23 protein-coding genes are annotated in these 24,510 nt (G+C 73.0%); 9 read left to right on the forward strand and 14 right to left on the reverse strand.

The genetic code is table 11. The annotated features are described in order from the left end of the window. Positions 1 to 9: 9 nt before the first annotated feature. The 3 genes from ACTFAP_RS20015 to ACTFAP_RS20025 form a co-directional block, all read right to left on the reverse strand. A complete protein-coding gene (locus tag ACTFAP_RS20015) occupies positions 10 to 801 on the reverse strand; it encodes a phosphotransferase (RefSeq protein ID WP_500467019.1) in 792 nt (263 codons plus the stop codon). Then, the gene (locus ACTFAP_RS20020; RefSeq protein WP_500469507.1) at positions 798 to 1,571 is read right to left on the reverse strand and encodes a ribosomal RNA small subunit methyltransferase A; all 774 of its coding nucleotides are present in this window, start codon (positions 1,569 to 1,571) and stop codon (positions 798 to 800) included. The genes ACTFAP_RS20015 and ACTFAP_RS20020 overlap by 4 nt, the downstream gene beginning before the upstream one ends. Before the next feature lie 84 nt (positions 1,572 to 1,655). Then, the gene (locus ACTFAP_RS20025) at positions 1,656 to 1,784 is read right to left on the reverse strand and encodes a hypothetical protein (RefSeq protein WP_500467020.1); all 129 of its coding nucleotides are present in this window, start codon (positions 1,782 to 1,784) and stop codon (positions 1,656 to 1,658) included. A 200-nt stretch (positions 1,785 to 1,984) separates the two neighbouring features. Here ACTFAP_RS20025 and ACTFAP_RS20030 point away from each other — a divergent pair, with 200 nt between their 5' ends. Next, positions 1,985 to 5,701: an ABC transporter ATP-binding protein gene (locus tag ACTFAP_RS20030; RefSeq protein WP_500469509.1), complete on the forward strand. Its 3,717-nt coding sequence runs from the start codon at positions 1,985 to 1,987 to the stop codon at positions 5,699 to 5,701. A gap of 32 nt (positions 5,702 to 5,733) precedes the next feature. On the opposite strand, the gene ACTFAP_RS20035 is transcribed toward ACTFAP_RS20030, so the two are convergent. After that, the gene (locus ACTFAP_RS20035; RefSeq protein WP_500467021.1) at positions 5,734 to 5,955 is read right to left on the reverse strand and encodes a hypothetical protein; all 222 of its coding nucleotides are present in this window, start codon (positions 5,953 to 5,955) and stop codon (positions 5,734 to 5,736) included. A 108-nt stretch (positions 5,956 to 6,063) separates the two neighbouring features. Between ACTFAP_RS20035 and ACTFAP_RS20040 the strand changes: the two genes are divergently transcribed. Both ACTFAP_RS20040 and ACTFAP_RS20045 read left to right on the forward strand, forming a co-directional pair. Next, positions 6,064 to 6,444: a type II toxin-antitoxin system RelE/ParE family toxin gene (locus ACTFAP_RS20040; RefSeq protein WP_500467022.1), complete on the forward strand. Its 381-nt coding sequence runs from the start codon at positions 6,064 to 6,066 to the stop codon at positions 6,442 to 6,444. Beyond that, positions 6,441 to 6,764: a helix-turn-helix domain-containing protein gene (locus ACTFAP_RS20045; protein ID WP_500467023.1), complete on the forward strand. Its 324-nt coding sequence runs from the start codon at positions 6,441 to 6,443 to the stop codon at positions 6,762 to 6,764. Before ACTFAP_RS20040 ends, ACTFAP_RS20045 begins: the two co-directional genes overlap by 4 nt. A 3-nt stretch (positions 6,765 to 6,767) precedes the next feature. On the opposite strand, the gene ACTFAP_RS20050 is transcribed toward ACTFAP_RS20045, so the two are convergent. The 3 genes from ACTFAP_RS20050 to ACTFAP_RS20060 form a co-directional block, all read right to left on the reverse strand. Continuing rightward, complete coding sequence (locus ACTFAP_RS20050; RefSeq protein WP_500467024.1) at positions 6,768 to 7,280, reverse strand: NUDIX hydrolase; 513 nt, start codon at positions 7,278 to 7,280, stop codon at positions 6,768 to 6,770. A gap of 114 nt (positions 7,281 to 7,394) precedes the next feature. Continuing rightward, positions 7,395 to 9,515 (reverse strand): ATP-binding SpoIIE family protein phosphatase, encoded by a 2,121-nt coding sequence (locus tag ACTFAP_RS20055; RefSeq protein ID WP_500467025.1) that lies wholly within the window; start codon positions 9,513 to 9,515, stop codon positions 7,395 to 7,397. A 119-nt stretch (positions 9,516 to 9,634) separates the two neighbouring features. Continuing rightward, positions 9,635 to 10,813: a LacI family DNA-binding transcriptional regulator gene (locus tag ACTFAP_RS20060; RefSeq protein ID WP_500467026.1), complete on the reverse strand. Its 1,179-nt coding sequence runs from the start codon at positions 10,811 to 10,813 to the stop codon at positions 9,635 to 9,637. 126 nt (positions 10,814 to 10,939) lie between these two features. Here ACTFAP_RS20060 and ACTFAP_RS20065 point away from each other — a divergent pair, with 126 nt between their 5' ends. The 3 genes from ACTFAP_RS20065 to ACTFAP_RS20075 are packed head-to-tail and all read left to right on the forward strand — an operon-like array spanning position 10,940 to position 14,104. Then, entirely contained in the window at positions 10,940 to 12,109 is a 1,170-nt protein-coding gene (locus tag ACTFAP_RS20065) for a Gfo/Idh/MocA family protein (protein WP_046724747.1), read from the forward strand. 19 nt (positions 12,110 to 12,128) lie between these two features. After that, entirely contained in the window at positions 12,129 to 13,289 is a 1,161-nt protein-coding gene (locus ACTFAP_RS20070) for a dihydrodipicolinate synthase family protein (RefSeq protein ID WP_500467027.1), read from the forward strand. Between the two features lie 17 nt (positions 13,290 to 13,306). Further along, a complete protein-coding gene (locus ACTFAP_RS20075; RefSeq protein ID WP_500469511.1) occupies positions 13,307 to 14,104 on the forward strand; it encodes a sugar phosphate isomerase/epimerase family protein in 798 nt (265 codons plus the stop codon). A 67-nt stretch (positions 14,105 to 14,171) separates the two neighbouring features. Here the strand turns inward: ACTFAP_RS20075 and ACTFAP_RS20080 are convergent, their stop codons facing one another. After that, complete coding sequence (locus ACTFAP_RS20080; protein ID WP_400010943.1) at positions 14,172 to 14,789, reverse strand: choice-of-anchor C family protein; 618 nt, start codon at positions 14,787 to 14,789, stop codon at positions 14,172 to 14,174. 155 nt (positions 14,790 to 14,944) lie between these two features. Beyond that, positions 14,945 to 17,233 carry an ATP-binding cassette domain-containing protein gene (locus ACTFAP_RS20085; RefSeq protein WP_500467028.1) on the reverse strand — a complete coding sequence of 763 codons (2,289 nt, stop codon included), beginning with the start codon at positions 17,231 to 17,233 and terminating at the stop codon, positions 14,945 to 14,947. 147 nt (positions 17,234 to 17,380) lie between these two features. Here ACTFAP_RS20085 and ACTFAP_RS20090 point away from each other — a divergent pair, with 147 nt between their 5' ends. Together ACTFAP_RS20090 and ACTFAP_RS20095 are read left to right on the forward strand one after the other, a co-directional pair. After that, the gene (locus ACTFAP_RS20090; RefSeq protein ID WP_500467029.1) at positions 17,381 to 18,157 is read left to right on the forward strand and encodes a TetR/AcrR family transcriptional regulator; all 777 of its coding nucleotides are present in this window, start codon (positions 17,381 to 17,383) and stop codon (positions 18,155 to 18,157) included. A gap of 129 nt (positions 18,158 to 18,286) precedes the next feature. Beyond that, complete coding sequence (locus ACTFAP_RS20095; protein ID WP_500467030.1) at positions 18,287 to 19,318, forward strand: prenyltransferase; 1,032 nt, start codon at positions 18,287 to 18,289, stop codon at positions 19,316 to 19,318. A 79-nt stretch (positions 19,319 to 19,397) separates the two neighbouring features. On the opposite strand, the gene ACTFAP_RS20100 is transcribed toward ACTFAP_RS20095, so the two are convergent. The 4 genes from ACTFAP_RS20100 to ACTFAP_RS20115 form a co-directional block, all read right to left on the reverse strand. Next, positions 19,398 to 20,108, reverse strand: a complete 711-nt coding sequence (locus tag ACTFAP_RS20100) for a DUF6891 domain-containing protein (RefSeq protein ID WP_500467031.1) — start codon at positions 20,106 to 20,108, stop codon at positions 19,398 to 19,400. 46 nt (positions 20,109 to 20,154) lie between these two features. After that, on the reverse strand, positions 20,155 to 21,408 hold the full coding sequence (locus ACTFAP_RS20105; RefSeq protein WP_500467032.1) for an APC family permease: 1,254 nt from the start codon (positions 21,406 to 21,408) through the stop codon (positions 20,155 to 20,157). Positions 21,409 to 21,682: 274 nt separating this feature from the next. Then, a complete protein-coding gene (locus ACTFAP_RS20110) occupies positions 21,683 to 22,144 on the reverse strand; it encodes an SRPBCC family protein (protein ID WP_500467033.1) in 462 nt (153 codons plus the stop codon). Between the two features lie 124 nt (positions 22,145 to 22,268). Further along, positions 22,269 to 22,943, reverse strand: coding sequence for a TetR/AcrR family transcriptional regulator (locus tag ACTFAP_RS20115; RefSeq protein ID WP_500467034.1), 675 nt, complete (start codon positions 22,941 to 22,943; stop codon positions 22,269 to 22,271). A 152-nt stretch (positions 22,944 to 23,095) separates the two neighbouring features. Between ACTFAP_RS20115 and ACTFAP_RS20120 the strand changes: the two genes are divergently transcribed. Continuing rightward, positions 23,096 to 24,022, forward strand: coding sequence for an oxidoreductase (locus tag ACTFAP_RS20120; RefSeq protein WP_500467035.1), 927 nt, complete (start codon positions 23,096 to 23,098; stop codon positions 24,020 to 24,022). 54 nt (positions 24,023 to 24,076) lie between these two features. On the opposite strand, the gene ACTFAP_RS20125 is transcribed toward ACTFAP_RS20120, so the two are convergent. After that, on the reverse strand, positions 24,077 to 24,499 hold the full coding sequence (locus ACTFAP_RS20125; protein ID WP_495681792.1) for a hypothetical protein: 423 nt from the start codon (positions 24,497 to 24,499) through the stop codon (positions 24,077 to 24,079). Positions 24,500 to 24,510: the final 11 nt, after the last annotated feature.

Consider the following 24,510-nt stretch of genomic DNA (forward strand, 5'->3'; position numbering starts at 1 on the left):
CGGGCGCCGTCAGGTGTCGCGGGTGAGGGCGGTGGTGAAGGCGGCGCGGTGGGTGACCAGCCATTCCTGGAGGTGGTCCCAGTACGGCCAGCCGCCCCGGTCGGCCACCATCCGGACGAAACCCTCCTCGCCCGCCGCCACCCTGCTGGTCACGAAGGCCCGGCCCACGGCCGTGGCCTGCTCGATCACGGTGGGGAGCTGGGCACGTTCCGCCGCCGTCAGGCCGTAGCCGTCCGCCAGCACGCGCAGCCGGGCCGGTGCGTCGGAGGTCTCACCGGGCCGCATCGGGATCCAGTAGCGGGCGGTCATCGCCACGTCCCAGAGCGGCCGGCCGGGGGCCGCGAGATCGAAATCGATCAGGGCGGCGGCCCGGCCGCCGCGGAAGACGACGTTCTCCCGGCAGACGTCGTTGTGGCACAGCAGCGGGCCGCCCTCGGGGTCGGCCAGCTCCCGCGACCATCCGGCGTCCGGGGCGGCCGGGAGGCTCGCGCTCGCCTCGTGGAACGCGCGCAGCAGCGCGCCCACCGAACGCAGCGCGCCCGCCGTCCACGACCAGGCGGGGAAGGGCGGCACGGCCACCTCGCCCGGGAGGAAGGTGACCTCCTCACGGCCGTCCGGGGTGAGCCGCACCGGCTCCGGCGCCCCGGTGAACCCGGCCCGGCGCAGGGCGCGCAGATACCGGTGCAGGGCGGGCGCGTTCGGCGGGGCGGGGCGGTTCACCACCGGGCCCCGGCGGATCACCTCCCCGCCGCTGCCGAGACCGCCCGCGAGCCGTTCGTCCGTCCACCCCTGGTCCGTCATGCCCGGCAGCGTAGCTCCCGGTACAGCCGCAGCCAGACCTCCGGCGGCACCAGACCGCACGGCAGGCAGCGGTCGAGGTCCAGGGCGCGGGTGCGGCGGCGGCCGTAGTGGTGGGTCAGGGTCGCGTGCAGGGAGCCGCCCCGGCCGGTGAAGCCCAGGTCGACGAACGCGCCGTACGGGCCCAGGTCCGCCGCCGGCAGCAGCGGTTCGGGGCGGCGTTCCAGGCGCAGCACGGCCGAGTCGCCGCGCGGCACCGGGACGAAGTGCCGCCGGTGGACGCGCGGGCCCAGCCGCCAGGCGTACCGGGGCCAGCTGCGGACGGTCAGCAGCGGCCAGCTGCCGAAGTCCCCGGTGCGCCTGCGCGCGTACTCCAGCTGGGTGAGGAGGGTGGCCGAGGTCAGGTGGGGCGCGGCCAGGCACCAGCGGACGATGTCGGTGGTCCGTGAGTACGGGATGTTGCCGACCACCGCGAACGGTTCGCGGGGCGGCGTGGCACGCAGGAAGTCTCCCTGGACGAGGCGGATGCGGGGGTGGTCGGGGAACCGGCCGGCCAGTGTCCGGTCGATCTCGTAGGCGATGACCCGGCCGGTGGCGGCGGCCAGCGCGCGGGAGAGGTGACCCTCCCCGGCGCCGGGTTCCACGACCAGTTCGCCGGGGAGCACGCCGGAGGCGCGCACGATCGTACGAATGCTGGGGGTGTGATGCAGAAAGTTCTGTGAAAGGGCGAGACGACGGCGTGCCACGGGTGAGGTCCTCGGGTGTGAGGACAGGCAGCGCCAAGGCGGCGGGCCTGTCCGTGTCGATGAGCTGACACCGGACGGCCCTGGTGGCGTGAGGACTCGGAAAAGCTGTGGTCAGACGGTCAAGGCGTCGGGCGAGTCCTGGTGGACCAGGGCCGGACGCCGCACGCGCGGGCGGGGGCTGAGCTGGAACTGCCGCGCGGCGGCGCACAGCCCGTTCGTGATTGCCTGGGAAGCCGACATGAGTAAGACGATACGGATCGTCGCGCGGAAGGCGCAATCCCTTTCTTCACACTGTTGCGGTGGGATGAAATGACCCGACGCTGGTGTTGAGCACTGCGGCACTGATCAACGGGAGGCACCACGTGGCGGACACCGACCACAGCGGCACCAAGGGCTGGATACGGCGGCTCACCGCGTACTGCTGGCGTCACCGCCGCAACATGCTGCTCTCCCTCGGGGCTTCCCTGGCCGGCATGGGCGTCATGGCCCTCATGCCGCTCATCACCAAGATCATCATCGATGACATCGTCGTCGGCGGCCAGGGCGGACTCGGCCTGTGGATCGGACTGCTCCTCGCCGCGGCCGCCGTGATCTACGGCCTCACCTTCGCCCGCCGCTACTACGGCGGACGCCTCGGCATCGACGTGCAGCACGACCTGCGCACCGCGATGTACCGCTCCCTCACCCGCCTGGACGGCCGCCGCCAGGACCAGCTCTCCACCGGGCAGGTCGTCGGCCGCGCCACCAGCGACCTCAGCCTCATCCAGGGCCTGCTCTTCATGATGCCGATGGTCATCGGCAACTTCATGCTCTTCGCCGTCTCCCTCGCGGTGATGCTCGTCCTGTCCCCCCTGCTGACCCTCGTCTCCCTCGCCGTCATCCCGCTCCTCGCCTGGGTCGCCAACCTCAGCCGCCGCCGGCTCTACCCCGCCACCTGGCACGCCCAGAACCGGGCCGGTGCCGTCGCGGGCGTCGTCGACGGCGCCATCACCGGCGTCCGCGTCGTCAAGGGCTTCGGCCAGGAGGAACAGGAGAGCGGCAAACTGCGCGCCATCAGCCGCGAACTGTTCGCCGCCCGGCTGCGCACCGTACGGCTCAACGCCCGCTACATCCCCGCCTTCCAGGCCATCCCCTCGCTCGGCCAGGTCGCCATGCTCGCCCTCGGCGGCTGGCTCGCCACCCGCGGCGAGATCACCCTGGGCACCTTCGTCGCCTTCTCCACCTACCTCGCCCAGCTCGTCGCCCCGGTCCGGATGCTCACCATGGTCCTCACCGTCGGCCAGCAGGCCCGCGCCGGCGTCGAGCGCGTCCTGGAACTCATCGACGCCGAACCCGAGATCACCGAGGCCCCCGACGCCCGCGCGCTGCCCGCCGACGCCCCCGCCAGCGTCGAGTTCGACCGGGTCGGCTTCGGCTACGGGGACGCCAACCCCGTCCTCACCGACCTCAGCCTGCGCATCGAACCCGGCGAGACCCTCGCCGTCATCGGCCCCTCCGGCAGCGGCAAATCCACCGTCTCGCTGCTCCTGCCCCGCTTCTACGACCCCGACAGCGGCACCATCAGGGTCGGCGGCCACGACACCCGCGAACTGACCTACGACTCGCTGCGCGCGGCCATCGGTCTCGTCCCCGAGGACAGCTTCCTGTTCTCCGACACCATCCGCGCCAACCTCGCCTACGGCCACCCCGACGCCACCGACGAGCAGATCACCGCCGCCGCCCGCGCCGCCCAGGCCGACGACTTCATCCGCGCCCTGCCCGACGGCTACGACACCGTCGTCGGAGAACAGGGCATGACCCTGTCCGGCGGCCAGCGCCAGCGCGTCGCCCTCGCCCGCGCCATCCTCACCGACCCCCGGCTGCTCATCCTCGACGACGCCACCTCCGCCGTCGACGCCCGCGTGGAGCGCGAGATCCACGACGCGCTGCGCTCCGTGATGGCCGGGCGCACCACCCTGCTCATCGCCCACCGGCAGTCCACCCTCCAGCTCGCCGACCGCATCGCCGTCCTCGACGGCGGACGCCTCGCCGACACCGGCACCCACGCCGAACTCTCCGCCCGCAGCGAGCTGTACCGCCGGCTGCTGAGCGACCCCGACGAGTGGGGCACGGCTCCCCGCGACCCGGCCGGGCTCGTCCCGGCCGCCCCGCTCGCCGATGGTGATGACGGCGCCGACGACGGTGCCGGCGCCGGCCGCGCGGACGAGGGCCCCGGCTCGGACGGCACCACCCCTGGCCTGTGGCAGCGCACGGCGGGCGGCCCCGACGCCGACGCCACCGCCCTGATGGGCGGCACGGCCGCCGACCCCGAACTGCTCGCCCAGGTCGCCGCCCTGCCACCCGCCACCGACACCCCCGACATCGACGAGGACGCCGCCGCCCGCGCCGAGACCGGCGGCTACGGACTGCGCCGCCTGCTGGCCGGACTGCGCACCCCGCTGCTCCTGGCCCTCCTGCTGGTGGTCGCCGACGCCGCCGCCGCGCTGCTGCTGCCCGTCCTCATCCGGCACGGCATCGACCAGGGCGTGGAGAAGGCCGCGTACGGAGCGGTGTGGACCGCCGCCGTCCTCGCGCTGCTGGTGGTGCTCACCCAGTGGGCCGCCCAGGCCGGCGCCATCCGCGCGGTGGGCCGCACCGGTGAACGCGCCCTGTACTCCCTGCGCGTCAAGATCTTCGCCCACCTCCAGCGGCTGGGCCTGGACTACTACGAGCGCGAGCTGACCGGCCGGGTCATGACCCGGATGACCACCGACGTCGACGCCCTCACCTCTTTCCTCCAGACCGGCCTGGTGCAGGCGCTGGTGGCCGTGATGACGTTCTTCGGCATCATGGGCGTCCTCGTCGCCATCGACCTCCAGCTCGCCCTCGTCGTCCTGGCCACCCTCATCCCGCTGACCGTGGGCACCGTCGTCTTCCGGCGGCACAGCGTCAAGGCGTACGAGCTGGCCCGCGAGCGCGTCAGCGGCGTCAACGCCGACCTCCAGGAGTCCGTCGCCGGACTGCGGATGGTGCAGGCGTTCCGGCGCGAGAGCGACGGGTACGAGCGGTTCACCGACCGCTCCGACGGCTACCGCCGGGCGCGGCTGCGCGGCCAGTGGCTGATCTCCGTGTACTTCCCCTTCGTGCAGCTGCTCGCCACCCTGGCCACCGCCGGAGTGCTGCTGGTGGGCGCCGGCCGGGTCGGCGCCGGGACGCTCACGGCGGGCGCGCTGGTGGCGTACCTGCTGTACATCGAGCTGTTCTTCGCCCCCGTGCAGCAGCTCTCCCAGGTCTTCGACGGCTACCAGCAGGCCGTGGTCTCACTGGGCCGCATCCAGGAACTGCTCGCCGAGCCCACCACCACCCCGGCCGCCGAACGGCCCCGTGCGGTCGCCGAACGGCTGTGCGGAGAGGTGGAGTTCGACAACGTCCGGTTCGCGTACCGGGGGACCGAGGCCGCCGCCGGGGCGGGCGAGGAAGCCCTGCGCGGGGTGAACCTCACCATCCCGGCCGGCCAGACCGTCGCCTTCGTCGGCGAGACCGGCGCCGGCAAGTCCACGCTGGTGAAGCTCGTCGCCCGCTACTACGACCCGACGGCGGGCGCGGTCCGGGTGGACGGCGCCGACCTGCGCACCCTCGACCTCCCCGGCTACCGGCACCGGCTCGGCGTCGTCCCGCAGGAGCCGTACCTGTTCGAGGGGACGGTACGGGACGCCATCGCGTACGGCCGCCCCGACGCGAGCGACGCGGAGGTGGAGGCGGCGGCCCGCGCCGTCGGCGCCCACCACATGATCGCCGCGCTGCCCGGCGGCTTCCGGCAGCAGGTGGGGGAGCGGGGCCGCGCCCTGTCGGCCGGTCAGCGGCAGCTGATCGCGCTCGCCCGCGCCGAGCTGGTACGCCCCGACATCCTGCTGCTGGACGAGGCCACGGCGGCCCTGGACCTGGCGACCGAGGCCCTCGTCAACCAGGCCACCGACCGGCTGGCGGTGCGCCGCACCACCCTGGTCGTCGCCCACCGGCTGACCACCGCCGCCCGCGCCGACCGGGTGGTGGTGCTGGACCACGGCGCGGTCGTGGAGGACGGCACCCACGCCGAACTCCTGGCACGCGGCGGCCGGTACGCGGCGCTGTGGCGCACCTACGCGGGCGAGGAGGAAACGGCGCCGGTGGCGGGCTAGCGGCGCCGGGTCGCCGGTCGCCGGGTCGTCGGTCAGCGGTTGCGCGGGTGCTGTTTCGCCGTGCGCTCCTTGCCGCGCCGGTAGTTGCCGGTCCAGCGCGCCATCACCAGCTGCGGGTCGGCGCCCCCGGCGATCTCGGCGAGAAACGCGGCGGCCCGCTCCCCGCGCAGCGTCCCCGCGGGCCGCTCCCGGTGCGTGGTCCGCACCGTCCCATCGCCCAGCTCCCGGTACGCGAAACCCTCTGCTCTCCCCATGCGCGGCAGCGTACGCCGTCACTCCTGCGAGTGGTGACAGCCGAAAGGAACGGGGGTATGCCACTCGGCCATGTTTAGCTATTGCTAAACAAAGGAGGGGGTGCCACAGTGGAAGAGCGCTGGGAGGTCTATCTGACGGAGGGCGTTGACCAATGGCTCAACGACCTGGAGAAGTCGGACCAGGCTTCATATGTACTGGTCAATCAGGCCATCTTGGTGCTTGCCCGGGTCGGCCCGGCCGAGGGGAGACCTTTGGTCGACCGGGTGAAGGGATCGGTCCTGCACAACCTCAAGGAACTGCGCCCGGGCTCAGGAGGGCGCAGTGAGATGCGAGTGCTGTTCATGTTCGATCCCTGGCGCTCCGCCATCCTGCTGATGGCGGGCGACAAGGCCGGAGACTGGGATGCGTGGTACCGCCGGGCGATCCCGGAGGCGGAGCGGCGGTACGCGGAGTACCTCGCGGAGCGGAAGAGGGAGAACGGGCAGTGAGCGGATTCGTCAGCTGGTCCTCCGGCGGGCACCGGGAGCGGGCCGAGCAACTGGCCGGCGGCCCGGAGGTCTTCCACGAGGGCGCCCTGCGCCTGATGGCGGAGGCGCGGGCGTGGCGACTGGTGGAGATGCGGCAGGAGCGCGGACTCACCCAGCAGCAGGTGGCGGACCGGATGGGCGTCAGCGCTGGACGGATCTCCCAGATCGAGAGCGGCCAGGTCTCGGGGAGTGAGGTCATCGCCCGCTACGTCCGGGCGCTGGGCGGTGACCTCATCATGGTGGCCGTCTTCGACGACGGGGAACCGCGCAAGGTCGGCTGAGGGTCAGGGCCGTGCCGGGCCCGGTGCCCGGGTGCGCTCGCCCAGGTAGGTGTCCACCGTCTGCAGGGAGCCGCCGGGGAGGCCGGGTTCGCCCGACCACCAGTGGATGGCCTCGATCTCCTCGTTCGGCGCGAACGGCTGCGGTGCCGTCGTCTCCGCCTCGTACACCGCCCCGTACGCCATGGGGCGGTCACCGAAGGCGGTCTTGGCGAAACCCACGAAACGCAGCGCCTCGGGCGCGATCAGCTGGCCCGCCTCCTCGCGCAGTTCGCGGGCCGCCGCCACGCGCGGGGTCTCGCCCGGGTCGATGCCGCCACCCGGCAGCTCCCACGTCCGGCGCTTGCGTTCCAGGACCAGCAGCAGCCGTTCCCCGTGCCACAGTGCCACCAGGCTGTACGTGATCGGCGCGTCGTCGAACGTGGTCTCCTCCGGTACCTGTTCGAACGCGAGCAGCCGTACGTCCAGGGGGCCAGCCGCCAGGGGCTGGGGCGGGGTCTCGCGCTGATCCTCCGTCATGCCGCCGACCCTACTGCGGGGCGCTGACAACGGCGGAGACCCCGGCACGGGTGCCGGGGCCCGTGCGGAGGCGTGGATCAGGGGGCCGGCCCGGACGGCACCGGAGCGCGGCCCTCACAGGGCCGGCACCTCGGCGATGTCCGGGAAGTCCTCCGGCTCCTCGGACACCTCGGCCCAGATCGTCTTGCCGGTACTGCTCTGCCGGCTGCCCCACCGCTGCGTGAGGTGGGCGACGATGAACAGCCCGCGGCCGTTCTCGTCGTACGCCCGTGCCCGGCGCAGATGGGGCGAGGTGCTGCTGCCGTCCGACACCTCGCAGATCACGCCGCGCTCGCGGATCACCCGCAGCTGGATCGGGCCGCCCGCGTGCCGTATGGCGTTGGTGACCAGCTCGCTGACGACGAGTTCGGTGGTGAACACCGCGTCCTCCAGACCCCAGCTGGTCAGCTGCCGGGCCGCCAGTTCGCGGGCCCGGCCCACGGCCGTGGGTTCGGCCGGCACCTCCCATGTGGAGACCTGGGCCGGGGACAGGGCGCGGGTGCGGGCCAGCAGCAGCGCGATGTCGTCGGTGTGGTGTTCGTCCACCAGGGACTTCAGCACCATGTCGCAGGTCGCCTCCAGGGAGGCGGCGGGCCGGGCCAGCAGCTCGCTCAGCTCGGTGAGGCCCTGATCGAGATCCTGCCGGTAGGACTCCAGCAGGCCGTCCGTGTACAGGGCCAGCACGCTGCCCTCGGGCAGCGTGATCTCCACCGACTCGAACGGCAGGCCGCCGAGCCCGAGCGGCGGCCCGGCCGGCAGATCGATCATCTCCACCGTGCCGTCTGGACGGATCAGGGCGGGAGCCGGGTGCCCCGCCCTGGCGAGGGCACAGGTCCGCGACACCGGGTCGTACACCGCGTACAGGCAGGTGGCTCCGGTCTCCATGGTCTGCGCGGAGCCCGGTCTGCCCGGCTCCTCCGGCCAGTCCTGCGGCTGTTCGTTCTCGCCCCGCATCCGGATCACGACATCGTCGAGGTGGGTGAGCAGCTCGTCGGGCGGCAGATCGATGTCGGCCAGGGTCCGCACCGTGGCCCGCAGCCGCCCCATCGTGGCGGAGGCGTGCAGGCCGTGCCCCACCACATCGCCCACCACCAGGGCCACCCGTGCCCCGGACAGCGGGATGACGTCGTACCAGTCACCGCCCACCCCCGCCGTCGAGTCGGCCGGCAGGTAGCGGGAGGCCACCTCCACGGCGGCCAGATCGGGCCGGCCGCGCGGCAGCAGACTGCGCTGGAGCGTCAGCGAGGTGGACCGCTCGTGCGTGTAGCGGCGCGCGTTGTCCAGGCATACGGCCGCCCGCGCGCCGATCTCCTCCGCGAGCAGCAGATCGGCCTGGTCGAAGTCCTCCGGACGGCGGTGGCGCACGAACATCGCCACGCCCAGCGTCGCGCCCCGGGCGCGCAGCGGCACCACCACGCCGGAGTGCACGCCGTACTCGCGCACCCGCTCCGCCCGCTCCGGATCCCTCGCGAACCAGTCGGCGACCGCCGCCGCGTCGAGCACCCGCGCCCGGTACTCCCCGCTGGCCGCCACGGCGCGCCCGTGCGGCGATTCCGACGGGTACTCCAGCGACTCGCCGATGTCCAGCATGACCTCGGGGATCCCGTCCAGTACCGACCGCTGTGCCACCCGGCGCAGCGTGACCGGGCCGGGGAACCGCTGGGTGCGGGGTTCCTCGCCGCGCAGCACCGAGTCGTACAGATCCACCGTCACCAGATCCGCCAGTCGGGGGACGGCGACCTCGGTCAGTTCGTCGGCGGTGCGGCGCACGTCCAGGGTGCTGCCGATCCGGCTGCTGGCGTCACTGAGCAGGGTCAGCCGTTCCCTGGCCACCGTCAGCCGGGCGACGCGCCGCTCGCGGTCCTCCCGGATGCGGGTGACCAGCAGCGACAGCAGGCAGGCGAGCGCGACCGAGAGCAGCACGGTGACCCGGCCGCCGATGGACAGATTGGGGACGTGGAACCCGTACAGCGTGAGGGCGGCGGCGAAGGTGACCACGGCGATGACCAGCGCCTGCCAGAAGACGAGCAGCCCGGCGGCGGCGAGCGGGGCCAGCAGCGAGAAGCTGGCCCAGCGGGCGAGGTGGCCGGAGGACGTCTGGTACTGCACCACCGTGATGGCGGCGATGTAGACGAGCAGCAGGACCAGGACGGCAGCGCCCTGGAGGCGACGGAAAGGGGATCGAAAGGAAGCCATGTGGTCACCCTCCGCATCCACCGTAGCGTGGATGCGGAATGCCGCACCTTGGGTGCGGGAGGACCCGGGAGGACCGGAGCCCGCCGCCACGACCGGTGCCCGCCGGGGGTGCGGCCGGATCAGGCGGTGGCGCGGGGCGGCGCGGTGGAGGCGCGGACCATCAGATCGGCCGGGAGCGTGGCCACCCGGCCGGGCGGGGCGTCCTCGCGGCCGAGCGCCAGCCGGCCGGCGCGCGCCCCGGCCTCGTGCAGCGGGATCCGTACGGTCGTCAGCGCGGGCGCCGCGTCGATCGCGAACGGGAGATCGTCGAAGCCGGCCACCGAGATGTCCTCGGGGATGCGCAGCCCCCGGTCGCGCAGCGCCGCGCAGGCGCCCAGGGCGACCGTGTCGTTGGCGGCCACCACGGCGGTCAGGTCCGGCTCGCGGCGCAGCAGTTCCAGCGCGCCGTCGTAGCCGGAGGACCGGTCGTAGCCGCCGTGCACGGTGAGCCGGTCCGTGTCCCGCGCCCGCCCCGCGCCCGCCCCGGCGGCTTCGGCCAGCGCCGCGCGGTGGCCCTCCAGCCGGTGCCGGGTGGTGGTGCGGGCGGCCGGCCCGGCGAGGTAGCCGATGCGGCGGTGGCCCAGGGAGAGCAGGTGCGCGGTGAGGCGGCGCGCCCCGCCGAAGTTGTCGAAGGTGAGCGCCACGGGGGAGGGGCCCCAGGACTCGTCCTGCTCCGGTCCCGGCGCGGCCTCCCGCCCCGGTACGGCCTCCCGCTCCGCCTCCCGGCCGGTCGTGGTGGCCCCGCCGGCCGCCACCGGCCCCAGCGGCTGCCGGCCGCACAGCACCACCCGGGTGCCCCCGGCCTCCAGCCGCCGCAGCCGGGTGGCCAGGGCGGCCAGGTGTTCGGGGTCCTCGACCGTGCCGCCGGTGAGCACCACGGCCGCCGCGCGCTGGCGCAGCAGCAGCGTGAGGTAGGTGAGTTCGCGCTCCGGGGAGCCGCCGGTGTTGCAGATGATGGCCATCTTCTGGCTGTGCGGCGCGTCGTGTTCCCCGTCCGGCCCGATCTGGGACTGGATCGCGGAGGCCATCACCCCGAAGAAGGGGTCGGCGATGTCGTTGACCAGCACCCCCACCAGGTCGGAGGTGGCGGCGGCCAGCGCGCTGGCGGGGCCGTTGACCACGTACTCCAGCTCGTCCACGGCGCGCAGCACCCGGGAGCGGGTGGAACCGGCCACCGGGTAGTTGCCGTTGAGCACCCGGGAGACCGTTGCCGCGGACACCCCCGCCCGCGCCGCCACATCCGCCAGCGTCACCGACATGCTCCGCCCCGCTTTCCGTGCTGCCACTTGTCCCATCCGCTGTGGGCAGGTTAGCGTCTCCCCTGATAGAAAGCGCTTACTAACGGTGCCGCCGCCGCGCTGCCACTCCGGGAGGGAATCCGGCCCATGACCGACACGCCGAACCGCAGGACCGTCCGCATCGCCATGAACGGCGTCACCGGGCGCATGGGATACCGCCAGCACCTGGTCCGTTCGATCCTCGCCCTGCGCGAACAGGGCGGCCTCCCGCTCGCCGACGGCACCGTGATCTGGCCCGAGCCGATCCTCGTCGGCCGCCGCGAGCACGCCCTCAAGGCGCTCGCCGACCAGCACGGCCTGGACGCCTCCAACATCTCCACCGACCTGGACTCCGTCCTGGCCGACGACAGCGTCGACATCTACTTCGACGCCCAGATCACGCTCGCCCGCGAGGAGGCCCTGAAGAAGGCCATCGCCGCCGGCAAGCACATCTACACCGAGAAGCCCACCGCCACCGGCCTCGACGGCGCCCTCGCGCTGGCCCGCCAGGCGCGCGACGCGGGCATCAAGCACGGCGTGGTCCAGGACAAGCTGTTCCTCCCCGGCCTGCTCAAGCTCAAGCGGCTCATCGACGGCGGCTTCTTCGGGGAGATCCTCTCCGTGCGCGGCGAGTTCGGCTACTGGGTCTTCGAGGGCGACTGGCAGCCCGCCCAGCGCCCGTCCTGGAACTACCGCTCCGAGGACGGCGGCGGCATCGTCGTCGACATGTTCCCGCACTGGGAGTACGTGCTGCACGAGCTGTTCGGCCGTGTTGAGACCGTCCAGGCGCTGACCGCCACCCACATCCCGCGCCGCTGGGACGAGAACGGCCAGGCGTACGAGGCCACCGCCGACGACTCCGCGTACGGCATCTTCCAGCTGGCCGGCGGTGCCGTCGCCCAGATCAACTCCTCCTGGTCGGTGCGCGTCAACCGCGACGAGCTGGTGGAGTTCCAGGTGGACGGCACGCACGGCTCCGCCGTCGCCGGGCTGCGCAACTGCCGCGTGCAGCACCGCTCCGCCACCCCCAAGCCGGTGTGGAACCCGGACCTGCCCGCCACCGAGACCTTCCGCGAGCAGTGGCAGGAGGTGCCGGACAACGCCGAGTTCGACAACGGGTTCAAGGCCCAGTGGGAGCTGTTCCTGCGCCACGTGGTGCTGGACGAGCCCTACAGCTGGGACCTGCTGGCCGGCGCGCGCGGTGTGCAGCTGGCCGAGCTGGGCCTGAAGTCCTCCGCCGAGGGCCGCCGCCTGGACGTTCCCGAGCTGAGCCTGTAAGGACGGGGAGACCGAACCGATGATCCGACTCCCCGACGCGACGGGCACCGTACGGGACTACACGCCCCGTACCGCCCCCGCTCTCCCCGCCGCCGGTGAGGGCCCGCTGGCCTCCCGCATCGTCTTCTCGGCCGCGCACGTCGTCGCCGACCCGTTCGCGGACACCACCCCCGACGGCCCGGCCGCCGTGGACTGGGACGCCACCCTCGCCTTCCGCCGCCACCTGTGGTCGCACGGACTCGGCGTGGCCGAGGCGATGGACACCGCACAGCGCGGCATGGGCCTGGACTGGGCCGGTGCCGCCGAGCTGATCCGCCGTTCCGGCGCCGAGGCCAAGGCCGTGGGCGGCCGGATCGCCTGCGGCGTGGGCACCGACCAGCTCTCCGCGGGTCCGCACACGCTGGACCAGGTGCGCGCGGCCTACGAGGAACAGCTGGCCGTCGTGGAGGAGACCGGCGCGCAGGCCATCCTGATGGCCTCGCGCGCGCTGGCTGCCTCCGCCACCGGTCCGGACGACTATCTGAAGATCTACGGTGAGCTGCTGCGGCAGGCCGCCGAGCCGGTCGTCCTGCACTGGCTGGGCCCGATGTTCGACCCCGCGCTGACCGGTTACTGGGGCAGCGAGGACCTGGACGCGGCCACCGAGACCTTCCTGGAGATCATCGCCGACCACCCGGACAAGGTGGACGGCGTCAAGGTGTCGCTGCTGGACGCGGGCCGCGAGGTCGCGCTGCGCCGCCGCCTCCCCCAGGGCGTGCGCTGCTACACGGGCGACGACTTCCACTACCCCGAGCTGATCGCCGGCGACGAACAGGGCTTCTCCCACGCGCTGCTGGGCATCTTCGACCCGCTGGGCCCGGTGGCGGCGCAGGCCGTGCGCACGCTGGACACCGGTGACACGGCCGGGTTCCGGGCGCTGCTGGACCCGACCGTGGAGCTGTCCCGGCACCTGTTCCAGACCCCGACCCGCTACTACAAGACCGGCGTGGTCTTCCTGGCCTGGCTCTCGGGCCACCAGGAGCACTTCACCATGGTCGGCGGGCTCCAGTCGGCGCGCTCGCTGCCGCACTTCGCCCGCGCCTACGAACTGGCGGACGGTCTCGGCCTGTTCCCGGATCCGGCGCTCGCGCAGGCCCGGATGAAGTCCCTGCTGGCCGTGTACGGGGTGGAGCAGCCGTGAAGTTCTCGATCAACCAGATGACCGTCAAGCAGCTCAGCCTGCCCGAGCTGGTCAAGGGCTGTACCGACCTGGGCATCGAGGGCGTGGGCCTGTGGCGCGAGCCGGTGCGGGAGTACGGGGTGGCCGCCGCCGCGCGCCTGGTGCGCGACGCCGGGCTGACGGTCACCACGCTGTGCCGGGGCGGTTTCTTCACCGCCACCGACCGGGCCGAGCGGGCGGCCGCGCTGGACGACAACCGGCGGGCGATCGACGAGGCGGCCGAACTGGGCACCGACACGGTGGTGCTGGTCTCCGGCGGGCTGCCGGCCGGTGACCGTGATCTGGCGGGCGCGCGGGAGCGGGTCGCCGACGCGCTCGCGGAGCTGGGCCCGTACGGGGCGGAGCGCGGTGTGCGGCTGGCCATCGAGCCGCTGCACCCGATGTACGCGGCGGACCGCTGCGTCGTCTCCACGCTGGACCAGGCGCTGGATCTCGCGGAGCGCTTCCCCGCCGAGCAGGTGGGCGTGGTCGTGGACACCTATCACCTGTGGTGGGACGACCGGATCGCGCAGGGCATCGCGCGGGCCGGGGCCGGTGGCCGCATCCACAGCTTCCAGCTGGCCGACTGGGTGACCCCGCTGCCGGCGGGTGTGCTCACCGGCCGGGGCCAGATCGGCGACGGTTCGGTGGACATGCGCTGGTTCGCGGACGAGGTCGGCAAGGCCGGCTACACCGGCTGGACCGAGGTCGAGCTGTTCAACGACGTCCTGTGGTCGCGGGACGGCCAGGTCGTGCTGGCCGAGACCCTCAACCGGGTGACGCAGCACCTCGGCTGAGGGCGGACCGCTGTGCGGTGGGTGGGGCGGGGCCGGACGGCCCCGCCTCACCCGCGCGTTCAGGCCGTCAGCCGCAGGAGCCGCACGGCGGACAGGTGGTGACGGTGACGTCGTCGATGACCGGCCCCATGGCGGTGTCGGTGGTGCTGACGAAGGTCAGGGTGGTGGAGCCGGCGGTGGCGACGAAGGTGAACTGCCGGTAGACGTAGCCCATGTCCGTCCGGCTCTTGCCGGTGATGTCGAAGCTGAAGTCCTGGAAGTTCTGGCCGTCGACGAGCACCTTGCCGGTCTTCACGGTCGGGGCGCCCGCGGTGTTGCCGGCCAGCGCGTACGTGACGGTGTACGTCGTCCCCGGGACGGTGGTGAACGTCTGGGCCACCGCCCCGGCGGCGCGACCGCTGAGGTCGAGGGACTGGTCGCCCTCGGCGGCCTGCCAGAATCCGGCGCCGATGAGGTCCACGGAGCCGCTGGTGACCTGCCACGGGCCGATGGACTGCCCGGCCGCGAGTTCGGTGAACCCGCCCGGCGTGGAGACGGGGTACTCGAAGCTGCCGTCGTCGAAGCGGCTCAGCAGCGGGGTCGCCGCCGCGTCGGTCTCCTGGACCGGTGCCGCCGCGGCGGCACCGGTACCCGCGAGAAGGAGGACCGCCGCCGTGGCGGCGATGAGGGTGCGTGAGGCGCGCATGGACGTGTCCTTCCCCGGACCATCGCGTCGGTGCGATGGCTCTCGTGGCGGAGGCATGCCCAGGCACGCGAATCAGTATGTAGGGAAATAAATAGTCATTCGATATGTATTTCCTTGTTTCACGTGCCGCGCGCCGTCCCGTGTCACACCGGCCGCTACCGCCCGACGTACTCCCGCAGATGCCGCCCGGTCAGCGACGCCCGCTCCCCGTCGGCCGCCGCCACCAGCTCCGCCGGTGTCCCCGTGAAAACCACCTGTCCGCCGTCCGAACCCCCGCCGGGGCCCAGGTCGATGATCCAGTCCGCGTGCGCCATCACCGCCTGGTGGTGCTCGACGCACACCACCGTGTTCCCGTCGTCCACCAGCCGGTCCAGCAGCGCGAGCAGCTTGTCCACATCCGCCATGTGCAGCCCGGTCGTCGGCTCGTCCAGGACGTACACCGCCGACTTCTCCGCCATGTGGATCGCCAGCTTCAGCCGCTGCCGCTCCCCGCCCGACAGGGTGTTCAGCGGCTGCCCCAGCCGCAGATAGCCCAGCCCCACATCGGCCAGCCGGCCCAGCACGGCGTGCGCCTGCCCGCCGGGGAAGAAGTCGTACGCCTCGGCGACCGACATCCCCAGCACCTCGCTGATGTTCCTGCCGCGCAGCGTGTACGTGAGCACCTCGTCCGTGAACCGGCGCCCCTCGCACCGCTCGCACACCGACGCCACCCCGGCCATCATCGCGAGGTCGGTGTACACCAGCCCCAGACCGTTGCAGTTCGGGCAGGCACCCTCCGAGTTGGCGCTGAACAGCGCCGCCTTCACCCCGTTCGCCTTGGCGAAGGCGGTACGGATCGGGCCCAGCAGCCCGGTGTACGTCGCCGGGTTGGAGCGCCGCGAACCCCGGATCGGCGACTGGTCAGCGACCGCGACCCCCTCCCGGCCCGACACGTACCCGTGGACCAGTGAGCTCTTGCCCGACCCGGCCACCCCGGTGACCAAGGTCAGCACGCCCAGCGGCACATCCACGTCCACCCCGCGCAGATTGTGCCGGTCGGCGCCGCGCACCTCGATGTGCCCGCGCGCGGTGCGCAGCCGCCCCGGCTCGCGCAGCCGCGTCCGGTGCTCCAGGTGCCGCCCGGTGAGCGTCCCGGAGGCCCGCAGCCCGGGCACGTCCCCGGCGTAGCACATCTCGCCGCCGGCCGTGCCGGCGCCGGGGCCCAGGTCGATGACGTGGTCGGCGATCCGGATGACCTCCGGCTTGTGTTCGACGACCAGGACGGTGTTGCCCTTGTCGCGCAGCCGCAGCAGCAGGTCGTTCATGCGCTGGATGTCGTGCGGGTGCAGTCCGGTGGTGGGCTCGTCGAAGACGTAGGTGACATCCGTGATGCTCGATCCCAGATGCCGCACCATCTTCACGCGCTGCGCCTCGCCGCCGGACAGGGTGCCGGAGGGGCGGTCCAGGGAGAGATAGCCCAGGCCGATCTCCACGAGTGAGTCCAGCAGATGGCGCAGGCTCTCCAGCAGCGGGGCGACGGAGGGGTCCTGCACGTCCCGCAGGAACTTGGCGAGTTCGCTGATCTGAGCGGAGGAGCAGTCGGCGATGTTCCAGCCGTTGATCCGGGCGCCGAGCGCGGCGGCGTTCAGCCGGGTGCCGCCGCACCCGGGACACGGGGCGAACCGTACGGCCCGGTCCACGAACGCCCGGATGTGCGGCTGCATCGCGTCGCGGTCCTTGGCCAGGATCACCCGCTGGACCTTCACCAGCAGGCCCTCGTAGGTGATGTTGTTGGTGCTGATCCGCATCTTGGTCGCGGGCTTGTGGAGGAAGTCCTCCCACTGCCGCTCGGTGAAGTCCTTGAGCGGGACGTCCGGGTCGTAGAGCCCGGACAGCACCATCGTCTGCCAGTACCAGGAGTCGACGGTGAAGTTCGGGACGGTGATGGCGCCCTGGTTGAGGGAGAGTTCGCGGTCCACGAGCTGGTCGATGTCGATCTCGGAGACCTCGCCGAGCCCTTCGCAGCGCTGGCACATGCCCTCGGCGCTGTTGAAGCTGAAGGCGCTGGAGGTGCCCACGTACGGGGTGCCGAGGCGGCTGAAGACGATCCGCAGCATCGTGTACGCGTCAGTGGCGGTGCCCACCGTGGAACGGGAGTTGGCGCCCATCCGCTCCTGGTCGACGACGATCGCGGCGGTGAGGTGGTGCAGCCCGTCGACATCGGGGCGGCCCAGGCTCGGCATGAAGGACTGGACGAACGCCGTGTACGTCTCGTTGATCAGCCGTTGGGACTCGGCGGCGATGGTGCCGAAGACGAGTGAGGACTTCCCGGAGCCGGAGACGCCGGTGAAGACGGTCAGCCGGCGCTTGGGTATGTCGGCGTCCACGCCGCGCAGGTTGTTCTCCCGGGCGCCGCGGACCTGGATGACGTCATGGCTGTCCGCGGGCGTGGTGGCGTGGTGCATGGCGGGCGGTCTCCTCGGTGTGTGGGTGGGGCGGCGCGGGGGAGTGGGGCGCGGGGGGACACGGAGCGGGGCGCGTACAGCGTACTCTATACACAGTACAAGGTACGCTGTACGCATTACATGCGCGGGCGGGAGAAAATGACGGCCATGGACACCGACAGGGAGAGCGACGCCGCCCGCGCCCTCCGGCTGCTGTGGCGCGAACCCGGCTCCTCCGGGCCGGTTGGCCGCGGCCCCCGCCCGGCACGCAGCGTCGAGGGGGTGATCCGCGCCGCCATCGCCGTGGCCGACGCCGACCCGGGCGGCCTGGACGCCGTCACCATGCGCCGCGTCGCCCAGGAACTCGGCGTCACCCCCATGACGCTCTACACCTACATCCCGGGCAAGGCCGTCCTCCTCGACCTGATGCTCGACACCGTCTACCAGGACATGCCCCGCCCGCCCTGGTCGCCGGACACCCCCTGGCGCGAGCGGGTCACCGCCGTCGCCGACGCCAACCGCGACCTCTTCCGGCGCCACCCCTGGGTCGCCCGGCTCCCCACCAGCCGCCCGCCCCTGGGCCCCGGCGTGATCGCCAAGTACGAGCACGAACTGCGCGCCCTGGACGGCCTGGGGCTCGACGACCTCGACATGGACGCCGCGCTCACCCACCTCCTCGCCTTCGTCCAGGGCACCGCCCGCGCCGCCCTCGACCAGCGCGCCACCGAAGCGGGGAGCGCCCTCACCGACCAGGAGTGGTGGGACGCCCACGCCCCGGTCCTCGCCAAGATCCACGACCCCGAACGCTTCCCGCTCGCCGGCCGGGTCGGCACGGCCGCCGGGCAGGCGTACCGCAGCGCGAACGCCCCCGACCACGGATACGCCTTCGGCCTGGCCCGGGTCCTGGACGGCCTCGCCGCCCTGATCGACCGGCGCACGCCGTAACGCGCGCGGCGCACCCGCGCGTAACGTGGGCCCCTCCCACCCCAGGCGCCCCTGCGTGCCCCCTGCTCGACACCCGCCCCACCCCGCTTCACTGGGCCTCAACACACCCGAGGAACAGAGGAGTTGACGGTGACAGCGGTCACACAGGCACCCGCGCGGCCAGAACGGGGAACCGGGCGGCGGCTGGGGGCACTGATCCGGCTCGGCAGGCCGAAGTTCCTCTTCCACAGCCTGCTGGTGCTGTGCGCCGGAACGGAACTCGCGGTGCACGCCGGAGCACGGTTCGACGCCGGCCTGTTCACCCTGGTCCTCGCCTTCGGCTGTGGCGCCCACCTCATGACGTACTACTGCAACGACTACTTCGACCTGGACGCCGACCGCGCCAACCCCGCCCCCACCGCCTGGTCCGGCGGCAGCCGCGTCCTCACCGAGCGGACCCTGGCCCCCACCACCGGACTGGCCGCCGCCTTCGTACTGCTGCTGGGCACCGTGTTCCTGCTCGCCCTGCTGCCCACCTCCGGCACCCGGCTGCTCGCGGTCGGCTTCCTGCTGCTCGCGTGGTTCTACACCGCGCCCCCGTTCCGCCTCAACTACCGGGCCGGCGGCGAACTCGCCTGCGCGCTCTCGCTGCACGGGCTGCTGCCGCTGCTCGCCTGCCTCGCCCAGCTCGGCGGCGTCCCCGCCCAGGCATGGGCCTGCGTCGCCGTCCTGGCGGCCCTGCAATTCCTGCAACTGCTCGTGCTCAACCTGGCCGACCTGGACGGCGACCGCGCCGTCGGCAAACTCACCGTCACCGGCCTGCTCGGCCCGCGCCGCACCGTCCGGCTCTACGCGGCCGGCCAGGCAGGGGTGTACGGCGCGGTCGCCGCGCTCGGCCTGTGCGGCTTGCTGACCCCGTGGGCGACCGTTCTGCTGCTCGCCACCGCCCCGCTGCCGTGGGCCGCCGCCCGCGCCATGGGCGCGGGTGACCTCGGCACCCGCACCACCTTCGCCGCCACCGCCCAACTGCCGCTCGCCTCCGCCGCCGTCGTCGCCGGGCTCACCCTGAGCGCCTGGCCGCAGGAGTGGGGCTGGTGGCCGGCCCTCAAGGCGGCGGCGCTCGGCGCGTTCGCCCTGTGGTGGCTCGTCACCGGAGGTCAGGTGCGGGCACCGCGCGACTGAGACCGCCCCCGCGCGGCGCCGCCGGCCGGACCGTCGCGGCGGAATCCCCTCGCGCCGTGGCAAGGGGACCCCCGGCGCCTCATGCGCCGCCGGGGGCGCCGTTCCCGGCGGACGTGCGCACGGTGATCGCCGAGCCCGGGTGCCCGTCCCACTCCACGCTCAGCCCCTGCCGTTCCAGCCCGGTCACCACCTCCCGGCCGATGGCCGCCGTGGTGTCCGCCGAGTCGTCGAACCCGCCGTACAGCAGCGACGCTTCGCTGTACGGCTCGGAGGTGAGGAAGACGAACCCCCGGGCGTCCGGCGCGCCCGCCCCGCCGATCTCCGCGAGGCCGCAGGCGCGGCAGCAGGCGAAGTTCTCCCGCGCCGTGATGCCCGCCGCCTCCAGCTCGGCGAACGCCCGGGTCAGCGGCGGTGCCTGCGCGTCCTCCGTCTCCTCCGCGCCCCCGCCGTCCGTCGCCTCCTGTGGGAACGTCAGCCGCTCCCACGCCAGCCCGGCGTCCCAGCCCCCGGCCGACCGCGCCCAGCCCGTGAGCGCCTCGGCCACCGGACCGGGCGCGTCCACCGTCGTCGTGAAATGCCGCTCCGGAACCCCGTCCCGGTGCTCCAGCGTGTACGCCCCGCCCTCCTCGTGCCACACCTGGACGTAGACATCCGGCACATCGGGAAGACGCTCCACCACCACGAAGCGGTCCCCCGCGCCGCCGATCCGCCGCACCAGCGCGGCCAGCTCACCGGCCGTCAGCCGGTCCCGCGACCGCCCGTCCTCGGTCCGCACCCTGATCCCCAGCATGCCGTCACTCTCGCACCCGCCACTGACAACGGCCGGGCGCGCGCCGTCAGCGCCACCGGCCCCGTACCGCGTACGCCACCGCCCCCGCCGTCAGCACCGCCGCCCCCGCCACCACCGAGGCCACCGGCAACGCCGCCGCCAGCAGCGCGCAGCCCGCGAAGCCGACCACCGGAACCAGCGGCACCGGCCGCCCCTCCGCCGGGCTCAGCGTCCACGCCGAGGCGTTGGCGATCGCGTAGTACACCAGCACCGCGAACGACGAGAACCCGATCACCCCCCGCACATCCGCCGTCGCCGCCACCACCGCCACCACGGCGCCGATCGCCAGCTCCGCCCGCTGCGGCACCCCGAACCCCGGGTGCACCGCCGCCAGTCCCGAGGGCAGATGACGGTCCCGCGCCATCGCCAGCACTGTGCGCGAGACCCCGAGCAGCAGCGCCAGCAGGGAACCGAGCGCGGCCAGCACCGCCCCCACCCGCACCACCGGCGCCAGCCAGCCGGACCCCGCCGCCCGCACCGCGTCCGCCAGCGGCGCGCCGGACGCGCCGAGACCGCCAGCCCCCAGCGCCGTCAGCACCGCCACCGCCACCAGGACGTACACCACCAGCGTGATCCCCAGCGCCACCGGGATCGCGCGCGGAATCGTCCGCGCCGGATCCCGCACCTCCTCCCCGAGCGTCGCGATGCGCGCGTACCCCGCGAACGCGAAGAACAGCAGCCCCGCCGCCTCCAGCACCCCGCCCCAGCCGACCGCCCCGGCCGGGACCCCGCTCACCGCGTCCGGGCCGCGCCCCGGCACCAGACACGCCGTCACCACCGCCGCGAGCACCGCCAGCACCACGGCCACCACCACGCGGGTGACCAGCGCCGACTTCCGCACCCCGAGACAGTTGACGGCCGTCACCGCCACCACAGCGGCCACCGCCACCGCGTGCGCCTGTCCCGGCCACGCGTAGACACCGACCGTCAGGGCCATCGCGGCGCAGGACGCGGTCTTGCCGACCACGAACCCCCAGCCGGCCAGATAGCCCCAGAACGGTCCGAGCCGCTCGCGCCCGTAGACGTACGTCCCCCCGGAGGCCGGGTACCTGGCCGCCAGCCGCGCCGACGACGTCGCGTTGCAGTACGCGACCACGGACGCCACCGCGAGCCCCAGCAGCAGCCACCCCCCGGCCGCCCGCGCCGCCGGGGCGAGCGCCGCGAAGATTCCCGCTCCGATCATCGACCCGAGCCCGATGACGACGGCGTCGAACACGCCGAGCCGCCGCCGGAGCCCACCGCCGGGAGACGACTGACTCATGACGAACCTCTCGGCGGGCCGGGCATACGGTGTCCGCCGACGCTAACCGATCATCCACCGGCCGTCCGGGACCAGGAGAAGGGCATCGGGTGAACCCGCGCCGAAGCGCCGATGACCGGGCGGAGTTCCGCACCCTCGCCCCACTCTTGGGGAACCGGGCCCGACCCGGCCGACCCGGCCACCCCGGCGGACGCGGCCGGCCCGATCGGCGGTCGCCCGTCCGCGCGGTTGCGGGACGCCGGGCTGCCTCGGCTGCCGGTGGGGAGCGGCGAGGTTACCGCTCGGCGTAGGCGGCGAGGTTGGCGAGGGACGAGGCGAGCCCTTCGGCGTGGTCTTCGGCGGAGACACCCTCCGGGACGTCATCGGCGACGATGTCGACGCGTGTGCCCGCTTCGACGGCGGTGACCTGCCAGGTCATGGTCATCGTGCCCGCGTTGGCGGGATCGTCGGAGACGAAGTCGATCGCCTGCACGACCCGCACACCGGGGGCGATGTCCACGAAGCGCGCCTCGACGACATCGGAGTCTGCGGTCGCCTTGCCGGGCGCGCCGGAGGCGTCGCCATAGGTCAGCACCAACCGGTACGAGCCACCCGGCCGGGCGTCGAACCGCTCGAACCTGCCCGTCATCCCGGCCGGCGGAAGCCATGCCGTGAGCGCCTCACGATCGATGAGGGCGTCAAAGACGCGGTCGATGGGGGCGGCGATCGTCCTGGAGGCGGTGTCCGTACGTGACATGGCCGGACCTTAACACCGCCCGCCCATCGCCTTACCAGCTGATCGTTGCGGAACCGGTGCCGCCGGTCGGCGGCGCGGTCGGGGCCCTGGCCCGGGCCCACTGGGGTCGGGGTGCGGATGCGGTTCAGGCGGAGACGCGGGCGAGCGTGCCCGCTGTGAGGGTGGCCAGCATGTCGCGCAGGGCGGCCGTGAAGTCCAGCTTGTACGCGGTGAGCGAGGGGTCGGCCTCGTAGGCGGCGAGCATCGCCCGGGAGGGCCGCGCGTGGGTCCACACGGCGCCGATGGCCATGATCACGGCTGCCGTCAACTGCGGGGCACTGTCACCGAGTTCCGGAAGGTGCCGGCGGGTCAGCGCGGCGATGTCGACGACGTTGGCCACGGCTGCGCGCTTGTAGCGGGCGGCCACCTCGGGGGAGACGTTGTGTTCCAGCACGCTCGCCTGGCTGCTCAGCAGGTCGCACAGGATCCGGCGCTCGGTGAGGGAGCCGGCGACGGCGGCGGCGAACTGCTCCGCACGCCGGCCCACCGGGGCGTCCGCGTCGATGCCGGCGTCGAGATGGGCGGGCAGGTCGGCCGTCCACTGCTGCCAGGCGCGGTCGAGAAGCTCCAGCAGGATCGCCTCGCGTGACTCGAAGTAGCGCAGCACGTTGGACTTCGCCAGCCCGACGCGGCGGCTCAGTTCGTTCAGGCTGAGCTCGCCAGCCGGCATCTCCTCCAGCATGCCGGCCGCGGTGTCGAGTACGGTCCGGCGCCGGATCTCGCGCTGTTCCTCGCTGCGTGCGCGCTGGAAGTCCGCCATGCCGCCATGTTACAGACTGTCGGTCTTTTGACAGTAGACCGGCGGTCCTTTAACTTGGTGGCGCGGTACAAAAGACTGCCGGTCTGTAATGCCGGTATGTCCGAGAGCCTCGCCGAGCGGCCGGGCATCAACCCGATAGGAGCAGGGCAGCGATGAGCCACTGGACCCCCGACGCGATTCCCGAGCAGACCGGCCGCACCGCGCTGATCACCGGCGGGAACAGCGGGATCGGCCTGGAAACCGCTCGCGTGCTCGCCCACCACGGGGCACGGGTCATCCTGGCCGGACGCGACCGGACCAAGCTCGACCAGGCAGCGGAAGCGGTACGCGCCTCCGCACCCGGAGCCGAGGTCGACACGCTCACCCTCGACCTCTCCGATCTCTCCTCCGTCCGTGAGGCAGCCGCTCGGATCGCCGAGACGGAAACGATCGATCTGCTGTTCAACAACGCCGGCGTGATGAACCTGCCCGAGCGGCAGACCACGCGCGACGGCTTCGAGATGACCGTCGGCACGAACCACCTCGGCCACTTCGCCTTCGACGCCCAGATCTGGCCCGCCGTGCGCCGCTCGACGGCACCGCGCGTGGTCACCGTCAGTGCCGCCGCCGCGCGCTGGCCGATGGGCAGACTCGATGACCTGATGAGCGGCCGGCGCTACCGCCCCATGGGCGCCTACGCGAAGTCCAAGCGCGCCAACATCGTCTACACCCTTGAACTGGCACGCCGCACCGCGCACAGCGCCATCGAGGCGCTCGTCATCCACCCGGGGTCGGCGATGACAGGCATCCAGCAGCACGGCACCGGCCCCCTGGGCCGCGTGGTCACCCCGATCGCCGCGCGCCTGCTCATGGGGTCCGCGAACGGCGCCGCCTGGCCCTCCCTGTACGCGGCGACCAGCCCGCAGGCCCGCTCGGGCCAGTTCATCGGGCCTGCCGGACGTGACCAGACCTCCGGCACCCCCAAGCCCGCCAAGCTCCCCAAAGGCGCCGACGACCCGGCCGAGGGCAGGCGCCTGTGGGCGGAGAGCGAACAGCTCACCGGCGTCCCCTTCGCGCCCGAGGCCGAGACCGCCGGCTGAAGAACTCCGGCCACCCTCACCGTCGGCACCGATCGGACTCCCCGCCGCCGCCGATCAGTAAGAGTGGCCGTCCGGTTCGACGAGGCGCACCGCCGAGACCACGGTGGTGAAGTTGCGCAGCATCTCGCCCTCGGCGGTGAACACCAACTCGGTGTGACCGGGGGAGAAGTCGAGTCCGCGCTGATGGGAGAGGAAGTCCGTCACCTGCGCGCACAGCGCCTCGGAGTCGACGTCCTTGCTGTCGCTCAGCACGGCGATGAAGTACGGGGCGCCTGAGTTGTCCATGGTGACGTGAATGCGCGCCACCTTCTGCGCCAGTTCGTCGTCCCGGTACACGGACCGGTACTCCTCGGCCGTCGCCTGCGCACGCTCACGCATGAGTGAGGCAACGGTCGGCCCCTGCTCCTGGTCACGTCCGGTCCGGTAACCGAGAACGGCGGCGAGGGCGATGAGACTGACCGCGATCAGAATCCCCACGCCGCCGAACA

This window comes from Streptomyces sp. PH9007 (assembly GCF_059813725.1).